This is a genomic window from Ravibacter arvi, from assembly GCF_039540405.1.
GTDB classification, from domain to species: Bacteria; Bacteroidota; Bacteroidia; order Cytophagales; family Spirosomataceae; genus Ravibacter; species Ravibacter arvi.
Genome location: NZ_BAABEY010000025.1, coordinates 291626 through 309705, shown reverse-complemented (window position 1 = coordinate 309705; position 18080 = coordinate 291626). Strand labels below are relative to the sequence as shown.

Annotated in this window: 16 protein-coding genes and 1 tRNA gene; 6 read left to right on the top strand and 11 right to left on the bottom strand. The window is 49.3% G+C overall.

Features of this window, described 5'->3' with window-relative positions; all coding sequences use genetic code 11:
* Positions 1–2: 2 nt before the first annotated feature.
* Entirely contained in the window at positions 3–2183 is a 2181-nt protein-coding gene (locus ABD852_RS14535; RefSeq protein WP_345030127.1) for an alpha/beta hydrolase, read from the top strand.
* A gap of 348 nt (positions 2184–2531) precedes the next feature.
* On the opposite strand, the gene ABD852_RS14530 is transcribed toward ABD852_RS14535, so the two are convergent.
* The gene (locus tag ABD852_RS14530; protein ID WP_345030125.1) at positions 2532–3287 is read right to left on the bottom strand and encodes an SDR family oxidoreductase; all 756 of its coding nucleotides are present in this window, start codon (positions 3285–3287) and stop codon (positions 2532–2534) included.
* Between the two features lie 950 nt (positions 3288–4237).
* Between ABD852_RS14530 and ABD852_RS14525 the strand changes: the two genes are divergently transcribed.
* Positions 4238–5554, top strand: coding sequence for an IPT/TIG domain-containing protein (locus ABD852_RS14525; protein ID WP_345030122.1), 1317 nt, complete (start codon positions 4238–4240; stop codon positions 5552–5554).
* A 164-nt stretch (positions 5555–5718) separates the two neighbouring features.
* Here the strand turns inward: ABD852_RS14525 and ABD852_RS14520 are convergent, their stop codons facing one another.
* The 3 genes from ABD852_RS14520 to ABD852_RS14510 form a co-directional block, all read right to left on the bottom strand.
* Entirely contained in the window at positions 5719–6141 is a 423-nt protein-coding gene (locus ABD852_RS14520; RefSeq protein ID WP_345030119.1) for a hypothetical protein, read from the bottom strand.
* Positions 6142–6439: 298 nt separating this feature from the next.
* Positions 6440–6512: transfer RNA gene (locus tag ABD852_RS14515), tRNA-Thr, on the bottom strand.
* 200 nt (positions 6513–6712) lie between these two features.
* Positions 6713–7240 carry a ferritin gene (locus tag ABD852_RS14510; RefSeq protein ID WP_345030116.1) on the bottom strand — a complete coding sequence of 176 codons (528 nt, stop codon included), beginning with the start codon at positions 7238–7240 and terminating at the stop codon, positions 6713–6715.
* A gap of 153 nt (positions 7241–7393) precedes the next feature.
* On the opposite strand from ABD852_RS14510, the gene ABD852_RS14505 reads away from it, so the two are divergent.
* Positions 7394–7654, top strand: a complete 261-nt coding sequence (locus ABD852_RS14505; protein ID WP_345030113.1) for a hypothetical protein — start codon at positions 7394–7396, stop codon at positions 7652–7654.
* A gap of 196 nt (positions 7655–7850) precedes the next feature.
* Positions 7851–9044 (top strand): alpha/beta hydrolase family protein, encoded by a 1194-nt coding sequence (locus ABD852_RS14500; RefSeq protein ID WP_345030110.1) that lies wholly within the window; start codon positions 7851–7853, stop codon positions 9042–9044.
* A gap of 28 nt (positions 9045–9072) precedes the next feature.
* Here the strand turns inward: ABD852_RS14500 and mnhG are convergent, their stop codons facing one another.
* From mnhG to ABD852_RS14465, 7 genes are read right to left on the bottom strand one after another with little or no spacing between them, the layout of a single operon-like run.
* Positions 9073–9468: a monovalent cation/H(+) antiporter subunit G gene (mnhG, locus tag ABD852_RS14495; RefSeq protein ID WP_345030107.1), complete on the bottom strand. Its 396-nt coding sequence runs from the start codon at positions 9466–9468 to the stop codon at positions 9073–9075.
* Positions 9465–9734, bottom strand: coding sequence for a monovalent cation/H+ antiporter complex subunit F (locus ABD852_RS14490; protein WP_345030104.1), 270 nt, complete (start codon positions 9732–9734; stop codon positions 9465–9467). Before ABD852_RS14490 ends, mnhG begins: the two co-directional genes overlap by 4 nt.
* A complete protein-coding gene (locus ABD852_RS14485) occupies positions 9734–10210 on the bottom strand; it encodes a Na+/H+ antiporter subunit E (RefSeq protein ID WP_345030101.1) in 477 nt (158 codons plus the stop codon). The genes ABD852_RS14490 and ABD852_RS14485 overlap by 1 nt, the downstream gene beginning before the upstream one ends.
* Positions 10211–10214: 4 nt before the next feature.
* The gene (locus tag ABD852_RS14480) at positions 10215–11717 is read right to left on the bottom strand and encodes a proton-conducting transporter transmembrane domain-containing protein (RefSeq protein ID WP_345030098.1); all 1503 of its coding nucleotides are present in this window, start codon (positions 11715–11717) and stop codon (positions 10215–10217) included.
* A 39-nt stretch (positions 11718–11756) separates the two neighbouring features.
* Positions 11757–12110 carry a Na+/H+ antiporter subunit C gene (locus ABD852_RS14475; RefSeq protein ID WP_345030095.1) on the bottom strand — a complete coding sequence of 118 codons (354 nt, stop codon included), beginning with the start codon at positions 12108–12110 and terminating at the stop codon, positions 11757–11759.
* On the bottom strand, positions 12110–12535 hold the full coding sequence (locus tag ABD852_RS14470) for a Na+/H+ antiporter subunit B (protein ID WP_345030092.1): 426 nt from the start codon (positions 12533–12535) through the stop codon (positions 12110–12112). Before ABD852_RS14470 ends, ABD852_RS14475 begins: the two co-directional genes overlap by 1 nt.
* A 2-nt stretch (positions 12536–12537) precedes the next feature.
* A complete protein-coding gene (locus ABD852_RS14465; protein ID WP_345030091.1) occupies positions 12538–14856 on the bottom strand; it encodes a putative monovalent cation/H+ antiporter subunit A in 2319 nt (772 codons plus the stop codon).
* Positions 14857–15064: 208 nt separating this feature from the next.
* Here ABD852_RS14465 and ABD852_RS14460 point away from each other — a divergent pair, with 208 nt between their 5' ends.
* Together ABD852_RS14460 and ABD852_RS14455 are read left to right on the top strand one after the other, a co-directional pair.
* The gene (locus ABD852_RS14460) at positions 15065–16891 is read left to right on the top strand and encodes an LTA synthase family protein (RefSeq protein WP_345030089.1); all 1827 of its coding nucleotides are present in this window, start codon (positions 15065–15067) and stop codon (positions 16889–16891) included.
* Between the two features lie 138 nt (positions 16892–17029).
* On the top strand, positions 17030–18058 hold the full coding sequence (locus ABD852_RS14455; protein ID WP_425568815.1) for an SMP-30/gluconolactonase/LRE family protein: 1029 nt from the start codon (positions 17030–17032) through the stop codon (positions 18056–18058).
* The last annotated feature ends 22 nt before the right edge of the window (positions 18059–18080 follow it).

Here is an 18080-nt window from a genome sequence, read left to right as displayed (position 1 = left end):
GAATGAATTTTTCCCTAAAAATCCCGCTCCTTTTCCTGGGTATTTCCCTGTGTGCTGTCATATGTCCTTCTGATTGCGCTGCGCAGGCGGAACTGGAAGTTGTGAAAAACAAGTGGATAAAATATAGTGACTTGCCGAATCTGTTGTACCATCACCTGGCTGAAGATGCCTACAGGCTGCTGGATAAAGAGGCAGTTCAGGTTGCCGCTATCAAAATCAGGGCTGACTGGCAGCGGCGCCAGCGGGAAAAGAAGGCCGCAATATGGAAGCAGATTGGCGGGTTCAAAGAGAAGACACCCCTAAATGCCCGGATCACCTCGGTGATCCGGAAAGAGGGTTTCAGAATTGAAAACCTGATCTACGAATCCCTGCCGGGTTACTATGTGACCGCTTCACTTTTTATCCCGGACGCGCCAACGTCTCCGGCCCCGGCAATACTCTTCTGTAGCGGGCATAGCGCGCAGGCCTACCGCCGCGATGTGTACCAGTTGCCCCTGCAAAACCTGGTGAAGAAAGGATTCGTTGTATTGGCAATTGATCCGGTAAGTCAGGGAGAAAGACTACAGTACCTGAATCCCTCTACCGGTGAATCGGAGATCGGAAGTTCGACCGGGGAGCATTCATATCCTGCCGTGCAGTCATTCCTGATAGGCCAGTCGGTCGCCCGGTATTTTGTTTGGGATGGTATACGGGGAATTGATTACCTCATCAGCCGCAAGGAAGTGGACCCTGCGCGTATAGGCGTACACGGGCTTTCGGGAGGAGGTACCCAGGCAGCCTACATCGGCGCGCTCGACGACCGGGTACTTGCGTCTGCCCCTTGCGGATATATCACCGGCTTCAAGCGGTTAATTGAGTCTATTGGCGCCCAGGATGGCGAACAGAACTTTTATCACGGGATTAAAGAAGGGATTGACCATGCGGACATGTTGGAAATACGTGCTCCCAAGCCGACGCTTATCATGGCTACAACACGTGATTTCTTTAATATAAGTGGTACGCAGGATGTATTTAGACGGGTAAAAAAGCTTTATCAGCTGTTCGGGGCCGGTGAAAACCTTGAGATGGTTGAAGGTGACTATGAGCATGGGTACGAGCAGACGATTCGTGAAGGGATGTACGCCTTTTTTCAGAAACACCTGAAAATGCCCGGCTCTCCCAGAGAGCTGCCCATAACGCTGCTCACAGTGGAAGAGCTCCGGAAAACACCCACCGGCCAGGTAGCTACTTCATTTGCCCGCCGGGAGACCGTCTTTACACTGAACAAGCGGGAATCGGCCCTATGGATCGGCCGTTTGCAGAAAGCCCGGGAGGGCATCGCTACGCACCAGAAACAGGTAGTCAGCGCTGCCAGGCAGTATAGCGGGTTCAGGGCGCCGTCCGGTGTAGGGTCCCCGGTTTTTACAGGTAGGATTCACAGGAGCGATTATGTGATCGAGCGATATTTTTTAAAGGGAGAGGGGGATTACCCGATCCCTTACCTGCTGTTTGTTCCGGCTAAACCATCGGGTAAAACTATTATTTACCTGCATCCGGGCGGAAAAGCACAGGAGGCATCGGGAGAGATAGAACGGTTGGTAAAAGAGGGGCTTACTGTTTTAGCTCCCGATCTTCTCGGCGTGGGCGAGCTCATTTCAGATCGTTTTAAAGGAGATGCCTCCATCGAAGGAATCTCATACAATGTCTGGTTTACCGCCGCTTTGACCGGTAGGAGTATTGTGGGCGTACATGCCTCAGATTTAATACGCCTTGTCAATTGGGTGAAGCAAACCGCGCCCGGGGAAGAAATATGGGGAATCGCCCGGGACGAGATGGGGCCCTCGCTATTGCACGCAATGGCGTTTGATTCCCGGATCAGCGGTGCGGCCGTCGTTGGAATGTACAGTTCCTATCAGGCTGTAGTGGAAAATGAGCGGTACAAACCGAAATTTGTTTACAGCATGGTTCCGGGTGCATTAAGGGCTTATGATCTGCCCGACCTGGCCGCTGCTGTTGCGCCCCGGCCGCTGTTGCTGGCCAATTTTGTCGACAGCAACGGACGTCTGCTTGATTCAGCAGAAATGAGCGCAGCTTCCGCGGTGGCGGGCAGGTATTATGAGATTAACCATGCTGCGCATTTTTTGAAAACAATGGTTGATCCTGACCCGATGGCTTCGGTGATGGATTGGCTAAGAAAGAACTGATGCGGGTTTGTGCGAGGAACCTGTTTTGTCTTGTCTGCGGACGGCTTATGACGTGCTCATTATCTTTGCCGTCAAAAATGATCGCCATAACCTGCATTATGTTCTCAATTGTTTGTCAACCACATATTAATGTAGTTCAGGAATACTTATAGTATGCCGCTAATCCCTTTCTGATCTTTATCCTGAACTTGAAAGCAGATGATCAGTAATGCTCCGGCCGCCATCGGGAAATTACCCCTAAATGGATAAAAATTCCATTAATAGCTTTGATTACCATCTCTTTTATAAAAGATTAAGCTGGCAGGCCGAACGAAATACGGTATGCTTTCGTTCGGCCTACGCTTATCGCTAACGGGTCGTATAACCACCATTGGCGAATATAGTCTGCCCCGTAATCCACCAGCCATCTGTTACTAAAAATTCGACGAGCGGAGCAATGTCCTTAATGTCGGTAAGGCCGCCCAATGCAGACGCCGACTTATGATAGGCGACGGCGTCAGGACTCTCCTGTCCATAGAAAAACGGTGTATCCATAGGGCCGGGTGCTACTGCTGTAACCGAAATACCTCGTTCCCCGAATTCTTTGGAAGCCATTCTGGTAAAATGCTCAACGGGAGCTTTTGCACCTGCATAGGTAGAATACAGTCCTGTGTAGGCTGCCAAAAGAGATGTAACGATGGTACAGACCTTCCCGTTGTCATTCAACTTTTTGCCGGCTTCCTGTATAAAGAAGTAGGCTACTTTGGAATTGATATCAAACATTGTGTCATACTCCTCCTCAGTAGTACTGAGGAAAGGCTTTTTCAAGACCATACCCACAGTATTAATCGCGATATCAATTCCACCGAATTGAGCTACAGTGTCATCAAAGAGCTTCGTAATATTCTTCACATTAGTAAGATCTCCCTGAAATAAAAAGGCCTCGGCACCAGCTGCTTTTACATCAGCCAGCGTTTTTTCTGCCTCTTCTTTGGAGGCCTGGCTATTATAGTGTATCGCAAGTTTTGCACCCTGAACAGCAAAATTACGGCTTAGCAAGCCGCCCAGGTTTTTGCCACCTCCGGCAATTAAAATCACTTTCCCTTTCAAATCATTACGTGCCATAGTGTAAATAGATTAAATGTTACTGTATAAATTATGTGTGTAAAAATCAGGATAATGATCGTCCGGACTATGGTGAACTTTTCGCTTTATTAATCGGAAAAGGATCAGACGATGATACTTGTCACCATCATAAAAGCTCCACGGAACAGGGCCAAAAAAGACAGGTAGCCGACTACTGCGTCCAGCTACTCCGTCATTGAACAATAGAGAGAGAGCCTACGAGAATCGTCTGCACATAAAAATGGCAGGAATGATTTCGCCTGGTTTCTTTCACAATGCGGATCAGGTGTTTCTGAGACAGAAAGCCTGTCTGCTATCTCCCCCAACCCAAACATCAGATCAACTCTACCTTACAATAAATCATCCACACGCATATGGATCAGCACGAAATAGCGTGCGGTCGCTTCTTCTTTTCTTCCGTTATAGTGTGTTTCAGCCAGCTTTGACATCTCTCCGGATATGTTTGGCGCCGTTTTTCCCCTAACAGTGTTCCTGCTTCGGACTACTTGGAACAAAAGTACAGAGAGAGCGACATTTAGACCTTAGGTTTTCTTGTCAAAAGGGTAAGAAGAATTTACGGATCAATGTTCTAGCGGCAGAAACGGAAAAAAGCTGGCGCTGGAAAACAAAAGGGCCGCCGAAGAATTTGGAGCAAGCTTGCTGCCGACGCTTGATCAACTGAAAAACAAGAGGATTACGTCTATCCGGGCTATTTCGCAGGAATTGAACAGAAGGCGGGTACCGAGTTTCACCGGCGGACAATGGCACCCTAATACGGTGTACGCTTTGTTGAAGCGATTGAGGCCACCCCATCCCAAATCAGTGTAAACGTAAAAAAGTTGATTTTAATTTTTTACCAATACGAGCGGAACGGTATGAAAGAAGTAGCGACGGAATTTGATCAACCTTCGTATTACCAGCCCCTTTTTTAATGACGAACCCAATATTCTATGCGTAGCATTATTTTTTTCCTGTTAGCAGCAATACTTTTCTCATGCACCAAAGGGGACGAACCGCTCCCAAAATCCCCTCCAATAGCCAAACTGGAATTCCCCGCCGATAGGAAAGCAAGTACCGGAACGATCATTGTGATCTCGGGGCAGAACCTCGCAAGCAATTTATCAGATAACATCATCAAGGTTGGAGGTGTACCCGTCACGTTTGTGGAGCGCCTGAACGAATTCGGAGCAATTTCGACTGACGGCGGCAAAACGCAGATCCTACTGACCTGCGTCCCCCCGGGTGCGCAATCCGGTGAAGTGACATTGACGGTGGGAGACCAGACCCTGGAGATGGGCGGCCTGGTGATTCATACCTATGGATCTGGCGGAGCCTGGAAACAGGTAAAAGACTATCCAGGCATAGGGGCGGGGATTGACCAGAAGGGTTTTGTTATCAACAATAAAATTTACACCGGCTTTGCTATCAATCCTGAATCCAACCAACCCTGCCTTTTAGCGTTTGATCCGGCAACAAATAAATGGGAAAGAAAAGCAGACTTTCCCGGAGGTGCTAGAACTGCTTTTGTTGCGTTTGGTGTCGGTGGGAAAGGTTATGTCGGACTTGGGAATAGGGGGGATGCAAGCTCGCTAACAGACTCCTTTGAGAAGGATTTCTGGGAATATGACCCTTCTACAGACAAGTGGACTAAGAAGGCGGATTTTCCGGGAAACCGAAGGTCAGGAGCATACTCCATGTCGATTGGCGGGAGAGGGTATGTCGGAGGCGGCTTAGATGTTGCGATTAAGATTGTAAATGATTTCTGGGAGTATAACCCTAACTCCGATTCCTGGCAAAAGAAAAAGAGCTTTCCTCGGATTGAGGCTTTTTCATACGGAGTCAACCACGAAATTCCTATAACGTTCAGCTCCAAAAACTTTGGATATTTTATTAGCGGCGAGATGGCTGATATATACGGTTTGAAGTATGCGTGCTGGTTGTATTCACCGGGTGACGACGATTGGTATTACATTCCCCAGATTCCTCTCCCGGAAATTCCAGCAAACTTGTCGCAAACGGGATTTTGGAGCAAAATATTTACGTTCGGTTTTTCAATTGACGACAAAGTTTATATAGGAGCCCCGAACGCTTATTACAAAGGGGATAAACCTGGCAATTTCTTCGTATTTGATGAGCAGACTCTGCAATGGACAAAACTGGCCGACTATCCCGGTTGGACGGGGAGAAGTGCATACTACGTAGTGGGTAGGAAAGCTTATGTCGGGTTAGATCACTTACAAAGCGACCTGTGGGAATTTGCCCCGTAGGCTTCACGACATTGGGGCACCGTGTACAGCCGAGACAGATAAGGGGAATACTTGATCGCTAAATTTCAGGTAGCCAAATTTAAATTTCACAGCAATGGCAAACGAACCATGGAATGAATCAAAAGCCGCCTGAATATCCAGACTGCTTTTTGTCAATAAATTTATCAATAGGCCGTGATAACTGTGTCTGCTCTGATAAAAGTTTCGAATTCTTTCCGAGTAGACATTCCTTTTATTTCTCCAAATCTTTTTGTCACTATTCCGGTAGGGGTATGAATTTCCATTTCGAAGAAACCATTTGATACGTTTGACACCACGTTATAGGGGAACCCGAAGTATCCAAAAAGAAAAGGAAATTCATTCTTGAATCCGTGAATTTTTCGGATGTCACTAATCCCACCAAAGCCATTTCTCGCGACACTTGTCACTTGATCACCATCTACCCTATAAGCGTTAAAATAAATCTCACTAAATTTTACCGTACTATCGACCACAGTAAGTTTGAAACTTACACTCGGCGAGTCGTCATCGATCTTACAGGAGGAAAGCAGTGTCACGGCCAACAGAAATAATGCAACATATTTCATAGCAGATGGTTGTTTGATTGCTAAAGATAGTTTGTTCCTCGATATTGACCAGGGTTATACCATGGCAAAGTACCTACCGGAAACATCTGCCAAAATCGCTAAGACCGAAGCAGATACCCCGCACCTACAGGGATTTCAGCAGGGAGGGATCAGTACTTGATGGAAGTCTTTATGGGAGAAGTATCCTGAATGGCTCAGAAAGGATCGACCCGGGTATAATTAATACCCTGTGTATCAAATTGTGTTCACCTAAAACAAAAAAGGAGTTACAAATTAATGTAACTCCTTCATTTTGAAGAGCCCCCAGTCGGGATCGAACCAACGACCTACTGATTACAAGTCAGTTGCTCTACCAGCTGAGCTATGGAGGCTTTTTGATCTCGAATCGTTTATCGAAATCGTGGTGCAAATGTAGTGGAAAGCGGTTTACGACGCAATAGACAAGCGAAAAAAAAGTTTATTTTTTTCGCTCCTGACGTTGAGAAGGCCGGAGATTTGTCAAAAAAAATGCCGCATCCTTTACGGGATGCGGCAGGGGTTAACAATGAGGTGCAAGACCTCTGGGAGTTTCTTATTCGGCAGCGCCGCCCAATTTGCCAATGGCCTTGTCGATGTGGTAGCGACCTGTTCCGTCCTCACCGATTACATCGAAAAGCTCTAAAGCCCGGCGGGCGTTGTCTTCCTCTTCAACCTGTTCGTTTACGAACCATTGCAGGAAATGCTCGGTAGCATAGTCCTCTTCAGCACGGCTGGCGGTAACTATCCGGTTGATCGACTGCGTAACCGCGATTTCTCCCTGCAACGCCAATTCGAAAACCGCGCGGAATGAAGGGTATTCCTGCTCAACTTCAGAGATGGAAGGCGAGATAGCCGTTCCGCCAACCGTTAATAGGTAGTTGAAAATCTTCAACATGTGCGTACGCTCTTCGTCTGACTGACGCAGGAAGTACGCGGCGCTGTTGCGATAGCCGTTGCGCTCGCACCAGGAGGCCATTGCCAGGTATTTGGCAGAAGCTTCGGCTTCCATTTTTACCTGGTTGTTGAGCAATATCTCTATTTGTTCTTTGAGTGATGTCCGTTGTCTGAGCAAATCTTTCATAAGATCTCTTTGTTTGTGATATAACTTACTATACAAAGATAATCCCAAATTTGCGGATAGCCTTCATTTCACCCGGGAATCGGGTGAATTTGTAATAAGTCTAATAATGAGGTGATTAGGCCTGTTTTATATGGAAGGCTTATAAATAAGTGAGTGCTTCGGCTCAAGAATTTCGTGCAGCATGGAATGAAGCTCCAGCGCAAAATAGGTCCCGTTGACGAGCTCGCGCAATTGTATGATTTCACAAAGGGTGAGCCGGTGCTGAAAGTTAACCATAGGCGCTTCAACCAGAAGATGATCGCTTTCATCCGAAAGATCAAACAGCCGCCCTTTGATATCTACCTGATTCAGAGACCGTCGCAGGCACTGAAACTGCTGGATGCGAAGGCCCAGTTCAAATGTATCGAACTTTAATAGTATGCGATTGGTAGTATCGCACTGATAGGAAATACCTTTTGAAGTTTGAAAAAGCTCTTGCTTATCAGCGTTTATACAGTCACCCACCATTTTTATAGGAGAACATGATTATTTTAGCGACACAAAAATACACTGTATTTTGTTAATCGGCAAGGTTATTTAAATCAATTAAAATTAAATATCCGTAATATTTATGGGAAAGCATTTGTCAGCGTGGAGGTCGGTGGTCACCCGGCGTGTGGTAATTCTCGCGTTCGCCAGCACCATTTCGGGAATGACCGTTTTTGCTCAGGATGAGTTGTGTGCAGGCAACCATTTTACCCCGGAAGAAGGCGCCGCGATGCTGCGCGATAACCGGCCTGTGGATAAAAAGGCCTGGGAATCGCGCCGCCAGGCTGTCATTGCGCAGATCAAAGCGGGTATGGGATTGGAAAAGCTTCCACCGAAACCTTCTTCCCAGCCAATCCGGCACAGCAAAAAGACTTTTGAGGGATATACGGTCGAGAATGTAGCTTTCGAATCGCTGCCGGGTATTTATGTAACCGGGAATCTTTATGAGCCGACAGGCAGGAGAAAAGGGCGACCGGCTATCCTTGCGCCCCACGGCCACGGCCGCAACCCGGACGGCCGGTTCATGGAGCAAACCCAGATCAGAGCCGCCATGCTGGCCCGGGCAGGCGCAGTGGTGTTTACGTATGACATGATCGGTCACGGTGATTCTCAACATTCTGATCACAAAATTCCCAAAGCGCTGAAACTACAGACAATCAACAGTATCCGGGCGCTCGATTTTCTCCTGGCCCAGCCCGGTATCGATCTTTCAAAAGTAGCGGTAACAGGCGAGTCGGGTGGGGGAACGCAGACTTTCCTGCTGGCGGCTTTGGATGACCGTGTAAAGGTGACGGCCCCGGTTGTAATGGTGTCGGGTTTTTTCTTTGGAGGCTGCGTCTGCGAAAGCGGGATGCCCATTCACAAAAAAGGAGCTTACCAGACTACCAACGCAGAAATTGCGGCCCTCACCGCGCCACGGCCCATGTTGCTGGTCTCTGACGGAAAGGACTGGACGCGCTTCACTCCGGAATCTGAATTCCCATACATGCAGCACATCTACCAATTGTATGGTAAGAAGGAAGCGGTCGGGAATGTACATCTTCCGGAAGAAGGCCACGACTTCGGTCCCTCGAAGCGGAAAGCGCTCTACGATTTCATGGGGAAATATCTTGGAATAAACCTCGCGATGTTAAAAGGTAAGGACGGGCAGGTTGATGAAAGCCGGGTGAAAGTATTGGCTGAAAATGAGCTCCGCGTTTTTGATGACGCGCACCCGAGGCCTGCGAACTATGTCAGCGGTGATGTACAGGTAAATGCGCTCCTTGATAAAATCTGATCGCGCCGGCGACCCCTGATTTACCGGCCTACAGTTCGTCTACCGGGTCATTGCCTTCCTGGGCGTGGTCGCCGTCGCTTGTAAGCTCATGCGTTTTCCGGTCGTACTTTCCTTTAAGTTCGTCCAGTACCGTCCCTTTCCAAAGCTTCATGCCGGTGAAGTAAGCGGTCCGCCCGATCATGTGACCAGACACGGGAGCGGTAATCAGCAGGAAAAAAATGATAGCGGTTACCTTGGCAGTCACGGAGAACTCAAGAAAAAAAAGCGCAGTTCCGCCCATGATAAATCCCAGTCCGAGGGTGGCGGCTTTAATCGTGACGGAAAGCCTCAGGAAAAAGTCCGGCATACGTAACACACCTATAGCCGCTATGAGTATAAAAAGCGTGCCGATAGAGGTCAGGATCATGATGATGACGTCTGTCATTGTTTTCCTCTTTGTTCAAGGTAATAAGATAGTGCGACGGTACCGAGAAACGCGATCAGCGCCAGGATCATCGCCACGTCGAGAAAAGCAGAGTGATCGGTAACAACGCTGTAAATGGCGATAATACCGATCCCGATATTAATCAGGAAGTCCAGGCCGACCACGCGGTCCAGCGTAAAGGGGCCTTTTAAAAACCTCACAAATACCAGGATCGCCGCGATGGAAAGCGTTGGCAGGATGACATAAAGCAGGTAGTTGTTTAACATTATCTTAGGATCTCCAAAAGCCGGTTTTCAATTTTTTCCTTGGTTCTCCGGATGAATTTTTCCTTATCCTTGAGGTACATTACGTGAATGTACAGCACTTTCTTATCAGCGCTTACATCCAGAATCAGCGTGCCCGGCGTAAGCGAAATGATATTGGACAGCATCGTGATTTCGAATTCATTCTGCGCCGAGAGCGGGTATTTGACAATACCGGGCTGCATAAAAAATTTAGGCGTAACAAGGTCATAAGCAACCTGCAGGTTGGCCTTGATCATTTCATAAATAAAGAACAGCAGAAACCCCAGGATCTTCGGAACGCGCACGAAATACTTCACATCCCCGTCATTCTTCTCCTTGATGTAAAGAATAAAGAATCCAAGTGCAAAGCCGAACCAGAAATTGACGAAGCTGAGGTCTCCGGTAAGAGCGACCCACACAAAGGTTAGCATCAGGTTGAGCAGAAACTGCTTAGTCATGGGCTTACTTGTTTAGCACGGCATCCAGATAATAACCGGTGTCGATCATGTTCAGGGCGATGCGGTTTGAAATCACCATTATGTTTTCCGCTCCCAGGCCGATGTACAGGGAAACCAGGGCCAGGCCCACTACCGGGACAATCAGCCATACCTGTTTTATAAACGGCAGTTCCGTAAATTCATTGGTTTCTTCCGCCCTTTTCGGGAGGTCTTTCCAGAAGACTTCAGACCACATTTTCGCTACGATGTAAAGGGTGAAAAAGCTGGCCAGGATAAACCCGCCCAAAAGGAAGTACGATTTTTCATCCAATGCAGCCTGGAACAGCCCGATTTTGGGCCAGAAACCGGAAAGAGGCGGTATGCCCACCAGCGAGAAAAAGACAATAGCCATTACCAGCGAAAGCTTCGGGTACTCGGCGTAGAGCCCGCCGAGCCTGCGGATATCCGTACTGCCACGGATCTTGTGAATGACACCCGTCGCCAGAAAAAGATTGGTTTTTACAATGATATCGTGGATAAGGTAGAAAATAACGCCCGTAAGCGCTACCCGGGTATGAAGGCCCAGTCCGCCGATGAGATAACCGATGTGGCAAATGATCAGGTAGGAAAACATTCGCCTGATGCTGGTTTTGTTCAGTGCGCCCATGGCCCCCGTGAACATGGTCATGATTGCTACGGCTATCAGGACTTTTTGCGTGAAAGCGTCTGGTACGAATATGAGTGTAAACGTACGCAGCATGGCGTAAACGCCCATTTTCGTGAGCAACCCGCCAAAGAGGGCGGCAGTGGCAGAAGGCGGAGTGTGGTACGACGACGGCAGCCAGAAGTAAAGCGGGAATACTGCAGATTTAATGCCGAACCCCACGAAGAACAGGAGTGACGTGACCGATACCAGCTCTTTCTTTTCAATCTGCGCAACTTTCAGCGAAAGGTCAGCCATGTTGAGCGTTCCGGTCAGCCCATATAAAATGGCAATTGCCGTGAGAAACACTGCCGAGGCCAGCATGTTCATCGCCACGTACTTGATGGCGCCTTCCATCTGCGGTTTTTTTCCACCGAGCGTCATCAGGACGAAAGATGAAATGATCACGATCTCAAACCACACATACAGGTTAAAGATATCGCCCGTAAGAAACGCGCCGTTGAGCCCCATGAGGAGAAAGTGGGCAATAACGAAATAACCGTACTGCATCCTGGCTTTACTGACGCCGACAGTAGAGAAGATACCCACCGCAAGTCCTGCAATAGCGGTGAGCACAACAAATGTGGCGCTGAGGGTATCGGAAACGAAGGTAATGCCGAAAGGAGCCTTCCACCCTCCTGCCTGCATTGTCAGGATGCCGGCTTTCCAGGTCTTGCTGAACAGATGAAAGGAAAGCGCAAGCGCAATGATATGCCCGCACAAACTCAGTACGCGCTGGGTATTGATGTGCCCCCAGGCGAAAATCAAAAGGATAGCCGTCAGTAAATGTGTGAATATGGGTAATATCAGCAGATTGTCGGTCATTGAAAAAGTGTCTCGGATTACAAATGATAGCGTCCTGTTTTAAATATCAACTTCCTGCGTGTTCAGCGTATCCAGGTTGTCGGATCTTGTCATCTGGTAAACTCTTTTCAACAAAATAATGGCGAAAGCCTGTAAGCCGAAGCTGATTACGATAGCCGTGAGGATGAGCGACTGCGGTACAGGGTCAGCGTACATCTGGGTAAAAATACTGGCGTCTTTCGAGATAATAGGGGGTTGTCCCTTGGCGATGTCGCCCATCAGGAAAATGAGGATATTGGCCCCGTTTCCAAGCAGGAGGAGGCCCAGCAGCAGTTTGACCATGCTCTTTCTCAGCATCAGGTAAATACCGGATGAGTAGAGCAGTCCGATCAGGAAAATCAGCAGGTACTCCATTAGTTGGTTTGTTGATCGATTGACTCCGATATGGTGAACAGAATAGTGAGTGTGACACCGATGACCACGATAAAAACGCCGATGTCAAAGAAGAGCGCAGAGCCCACCAGCCCGATTACGGGGAGCGGGTCCTTTGACCACACGCCGGTCATATAAGCCTGTCCGAAGAACATAGGCAGCACGCCGGCGGAAAAAGAAAGCAACAGGCCGATGGGTATAAAGCTCATCGGGGGATACTTCAATAGTATTTTCGTTTTTTCGAGGCCGTAGGCAAACGAATGCAGCACGAAAGCGATCGACGCTACAAGTCCGCCGACAAAACCTCCGCCCGACTCGTAATGTCCCCGCATAAGGATAAAAACGGAGAACAGCAGCAGCAACGGCAGCAGGTAATTGGTAGCGGTTTTCAGGATGGTTGATTGCATGGCTAGTCTTTGTCTGTAGGTTTTACGTTCAGTTTCAGCAGGCTGTAAACCCCGAGAGCGGCGATGGTCAGCACCATAATCTCCACCATGGTATCGGCGCCGCGGAAGTCAACGAGTATAACATTGACTACATTTTTTCCCTTAGCCAGCAGATAGGCATTGTCGGCATAGAAGCGGCTGATTTCCTTATTGGCCGGTGAAATAAGCGCCTGAAGTGTGATAAGCGAAATTAGCGAGCCGAACGAAATCGCGACCAGCCCGTCCCGCAGCTTCATCTTCCGGTTCGACATGTTAAGGAAGTGCGGAAGCCGGTAGAGGACCAGGACGAAAAGCACCACCGTCAGCGTGTCAATGGTAAACTGGGTCATGGCCAGGTCCGGGGCGCCATAATACACGAAAATCAAACAGATTGAATACCCGATTATGCTCACGCTGACAATGGCGGTAAGCCGCGACTTGGTAAACACTGTGGTGATAATGGCGGCCACGGTAATGGCAAAAACCACAAATTCGAAAAATCGTATTTCGGTAAAGCTGGATGTATTAACCCTCAGGTCCACGGTTGTAAAAAAACGATAACCGATGAGCCCTACGAGAAAAACCGTTATGGTAAGAATATAGGACCGGAGGTAACCGTTTTGAAACAATCTGGTATAGCTGGTGGCAAATGACCGGGTCGATTGCCCGATTCCTTCCGAAATGCCCTGTGGGGAAACCTTTGCCATCCAGTATTGAGTGGCGGAGGAAAGCGCCCTTGGCCTGAACGCAAAAAACAAGCCCACGCCCGACATCAGGGTTGCCGCGCTGAGCAGCAAAGTCAGGTTAAATCCGTGCCATATCTTTAAAGGAAGGGCCGTTGTACCGTTGAAAATGGCGTCAGCTGCATGCCGGATCAACAGGTTGTCGGGAATGAACGGCGCCAGGCCAAAAACCACTCCCAACACCCCGAGAAGCACCGCCGGCAGCCAAAGCAAAGGAGACAGCGTGCTGTGATGCGGGCGTTTTACCAGGCTTTCCGGTATTGGGCCTACAAACGGCCTTATACCTACCGAAAATCCTGCATATAACAGGAATATATTGGAGAGCACCGCAATCCCCGTCAGAAGGTATTTTTCAGTATCTCCCAGGTGAAGCGTAGTTTCGTAAATAAGGTCCTTGCCTATAAAACCGAAGGTAAGCGGCAGGCCTGCGTTTGATAATGCCGCCAGGAAACCGGCCAGCGCCACAAAAGGAAACCACCGCCGTAGTCCGCCCAGCTTGTCGATATCGCGGGTTCCCGTTTCATGGTCGACGATTCCCGTAACCAGGAAGAGCCCCGCCTTGTAAAGCGCATGAACCAGTATAAAAGTCGCTGCCGCCACCAGGGCATGCTGTGTGCCAATTCCCAGCAGGAATACCAGGATGCCCAGCGCCGAAATGGTGGAGTAGGCCAGGATGGACTTCATGTCCTTCCGAAGAATGGAATGAAAAGCTGCATAAAGCATGGTGAATCCGCCGACGGCCATCAGGGTGGTGTTCCAGTAGAAATGCTGGCCGAGGAGAGGAGTAAAGCGGGCAAGTAAATAAATACCCGCTTTTACCATGGTTGCAGAGTGAAGGTAGGCAGAAATGGGAGTGGGCGCTTTCATGGCACCCGGGAGCCAGAAATGGAAAGGAAACTGAGCAGATTTGGTAAATGCGCCCAGGAAGAGAAAAGTCAGAATCAGGCCGTATTCAGGACTGGCTTTCAGGGCGGTTGCAACCGAAAGCATCGACTCGATCGAATAGGTGCCCGTGGCGCTGCCCATGAGTACGAATGCCGCCAGGAGGAAAAAACCACCGCAGCCTGTGACCGCCAGGGCGGTGAGTGCGCTTTTCCTGGATTCCGCCTGGTCATTGTTAAAGCCGATCAGGAAGAAGGAACTGATACTGGTCAATTCCCAGAAAATGAAGATCAGCAGGATGTTGTCGGCCAGTACCAGGCCGAGCATCGAACCCATGAAAAGGCTGAGGTAAGCATAGAAGCGGTCGAGGTATTTGTGCCCCTGGAGATAAGCCGCTGCATAAAAATAAACAAGCGAACCGATGCCGGTGATCAGCATCACGAAAAGCATCGACAGGCCATCCAGGTGGAAGTCCAGGTTAATGCCCAGTGAAGGGATCCATTTGTAGCTGAATGAGAAGGTTTTCCCGGCGCTGATGTCCGGAAAAAAGTACAGAAAATAGTTAAAAACGGACAACGGAAGCAGCCCAAGGAGAACCGCCAGCCGTCCCTTAAAAATCTTCCCCAAAAAAGTCAATAAAAAGGCTGCTATGAACCCCGAAAGGACGGCAAGAATCATCAACCGAATGTTTATTGCTGGATGTATGGTTGTAAAAATAGTGAATTTTGCCCGCACTGCCTAGGGCTTCCCACCTAAAAAAGTGCTATTTCCCGGGGAAATTTTCTCCTTGCTTCCCCGGGAAAAAAACGCTCGCCGGGTCTCTTTGTATGCTGTTCCTGTCGAAATATTTTTGAACTTGGTATATTTGAAGCGTTAAATTTTTGTTGTGATTTCTCGCCTCCGATTGTTTATTGCCCTGTGGGGGTATTGGCTGATTTACATGATTGTAATCAGGCTGGTTTTTCTGATGTATAATGCTGACTTGTCGGCGGTATTGAACGCGTCAGAGCTGTTCCGCATTGTATTTCGCGGTTTTCACATGGATGTGAGCATGGCAGGGTACTACCTGGCCCTGTATGGCCTGTTGCTGACATTTTCTGTTTTCTTTCCCAGCCAATGGGCGAGCAGGGTACTCCGCTGGATAACCGTCATGCTCCTGGTATTTTCCGGAGCAGTGACCGTGGTAGACCTTGAACTCTACCGGCATTGGGGCTTCAGGATCAATAATACCCCCTTTATGTACCTCGGACCGGGGGCGTTTGGAAGCATCAGTTTCTGGGTCGCAGTCAAGGGTACCATGATATTTTTTGGTCTGCTAGGGGCTTTCCTGTTTTTGTACAATAAATGGATCGCGCCCCTCGCCGGAAGTTTGTCCGGCCGGATCTTGAAAGGGTACGGGTTACTGATGCTGCTGGTAACCGGAGGGATGATCCTGCCTATCCGGGGCAGCTTTACCGTGGCGCCTATGAACGAGGGAATGGTCTATTTTCATGCCAGTAAACCCTATGCGAATCATGCTGCGATCAATGTGGTCTGGAATTTCGTGGCCAGTATGAAGCAATCGGCGAAAATCCGTTACCCCGAAGATTTTTATGATCCCGGCCAGACCCAATCCGTTATGAGCCGGCTTTATTCGGCCCCGGATTCTACTACGCCGATTTTGAAGCCCGGGCGGCCGAATGTACTCCTGATTATTATGGAAGGCTTTACTTCCGGGATTATTGAGCCGCTCGGCGGATTACCGGGTATAACACCGGCATTGAACCGCCTTTGCGGCGAAGGGATTTTATTTACCCATTTCTATGCGAGCGGGGATCGTACGGACAAAGGCGTAGTGAGCATCCTCAGCGGATACCCGGCGCAGACGCAAACGTCCATTGTCAAGTTCCCCGGCAAAACCGAAAATTTACCGTATCTCAGCCGGGAGCTAAAGAACAGGGGATATCATACTTCATTTTTGTATGGCGGCGATGCCGATTTTGCCAACCTGCGGTCTTATCTGACCAACGCCCGTTTCGACCATCTGACAGACCTGGAAAGTTTTCCGAAGGTGCAGAATACTTCCAAATGGGGAGTTCATGACCATTTTATGTTTGAGCGGCTCAGGGCTGAGATGGATACGGCCCGGATGCCTTTTTTCAAAACTGTGCTGACGTTGAGCAGTCACGAACCGTTCGATGTTCCCTTAAAATCGAGAAAAGTGCTGCAATCGGAGGAAGACCTGTACCTGAATGCCTGTACTTACACAGATAAATACCTGGGAGAGTTTATCGGCTATGCGAAAAAGCAACCCTGGTGGAATTCCACGCTTATTGTGATTACGGCAGACCACGGACACCGGCACCCTGGCAACCGGGCCTTGCAGGACGAACAGCGGTTCCGGATTCCGTTGCTGCTGCTCGGGGGGGCGTTGTCGGTAACTCCGCACGAAAAAGATATACTGGGCGGACAAACAGATATCGCCAATACGATACTGGCCCAGACAGGCGGCCGTGAAAACAAATTTGCCTTCAGTAAAGACCTGCTAAACCCCGCGGCTGTACCTTTTTCGGCTTTTTTCTTTCAAAACGGCTATGGATTTATGCAACCCGGAAAGGGTTATATCTATGATCACATAGCGCATCGGGTGACAGTTGCCTATGGTGACACGACTGATCTGGGTGCGGGCAAAGCCTACCAGCAGGCACTTTTCAGTGATTACAACCGGCGTTAGCAAAAAGGGGTTGCGTATATGGGTGTGACGTAGAATTATGCTTCCCTGGATGTGAAAAGCCCGGTATTTTTCGACCGCTATTGACTTTAATTTAGTAAATATCAGCCTTCAGCTCCGTATTTAACCTGTATGACCGGTATGAAAAAAGTACTCTGTTTGAAAATTGCCCTTCTTTTCTGGGTCGGTCCCGGCCTTCAGACGGTAATGATAGCACAATCCTTGCCGGTTATCGGCAAAGTAGTGGTGGAAGATCCGCAGTTTGAAAAACTGGTGGCGAAGGACGGTGTGGTTGAAGTGCTCGCCGGCGGTTTCGTTTGGGCGGAAGGACCGGTTTGGGTGAAAGGCCGGCAGTCGGTACTGTTTACTGATGTTCCTAAAAATACGATTTACGAGTGGAGCGGGACCACGGGTTTGTCTGTTTTTCTTACGCCTTCAGGGTACACGGGGGCCGGCGTTTACAGTGACGAGCCCGGGGCAAACGGTTTGCTTATTGATGATGCCGGAAATCTGGTCGCTTGTGAGCATGGCGACAGGCGGGTGAGCGTAATGCCGCTCGCAAAAGGAGGAAAACGGACGGTTGCTGACCAATACGAAGGCAAAAAGCTGAACAGCCCCAATGACGTAGCACAGCACCCGGTTACGAAAGCGCTTTATTTTACCGACCCCCCCTATGGCCTGGAGAAAAAAGAGAATGACCCCAAACGGGAACTGGATTTTTTCGGCGTTTATCGCGTTGACGGGAAAGGCAAGGTAGCGCTTGTGGCCGGCGATCTGACCCGGCCGAACGGCGTTGCTTTTTCGCCCGACGGGAAGATACTCTACGTGGCGGTTTCAGATCCGGAAAGGGCGCACATCATGGCTTACCCATTGACCGCAGAGGGGAAAGCCGGAAAGGGAAAAATACTGTTTGATGCCACACCGATGGTAAAAATGGGCCGCCCCGGTTTACCCGACGGCCTCAAAACGGATGTGGAAGGTAATATCTGGACCACCGGGCCCGGGGGCGTGTTGGTGATCTCACCGGATGGGAAACTCCTGGGCAGGATTGAAACGGGACGCCCTACCGCAAATTGCGCCTGGGGCGACGACGGGAGCACCCTGTACATCACCGCCCACCAATATTTGTGCCGCATTCGCACCCGCACAAAAGGAGCCGGCTGGCGATGATTTTTGGGCGGAGACCGGTATT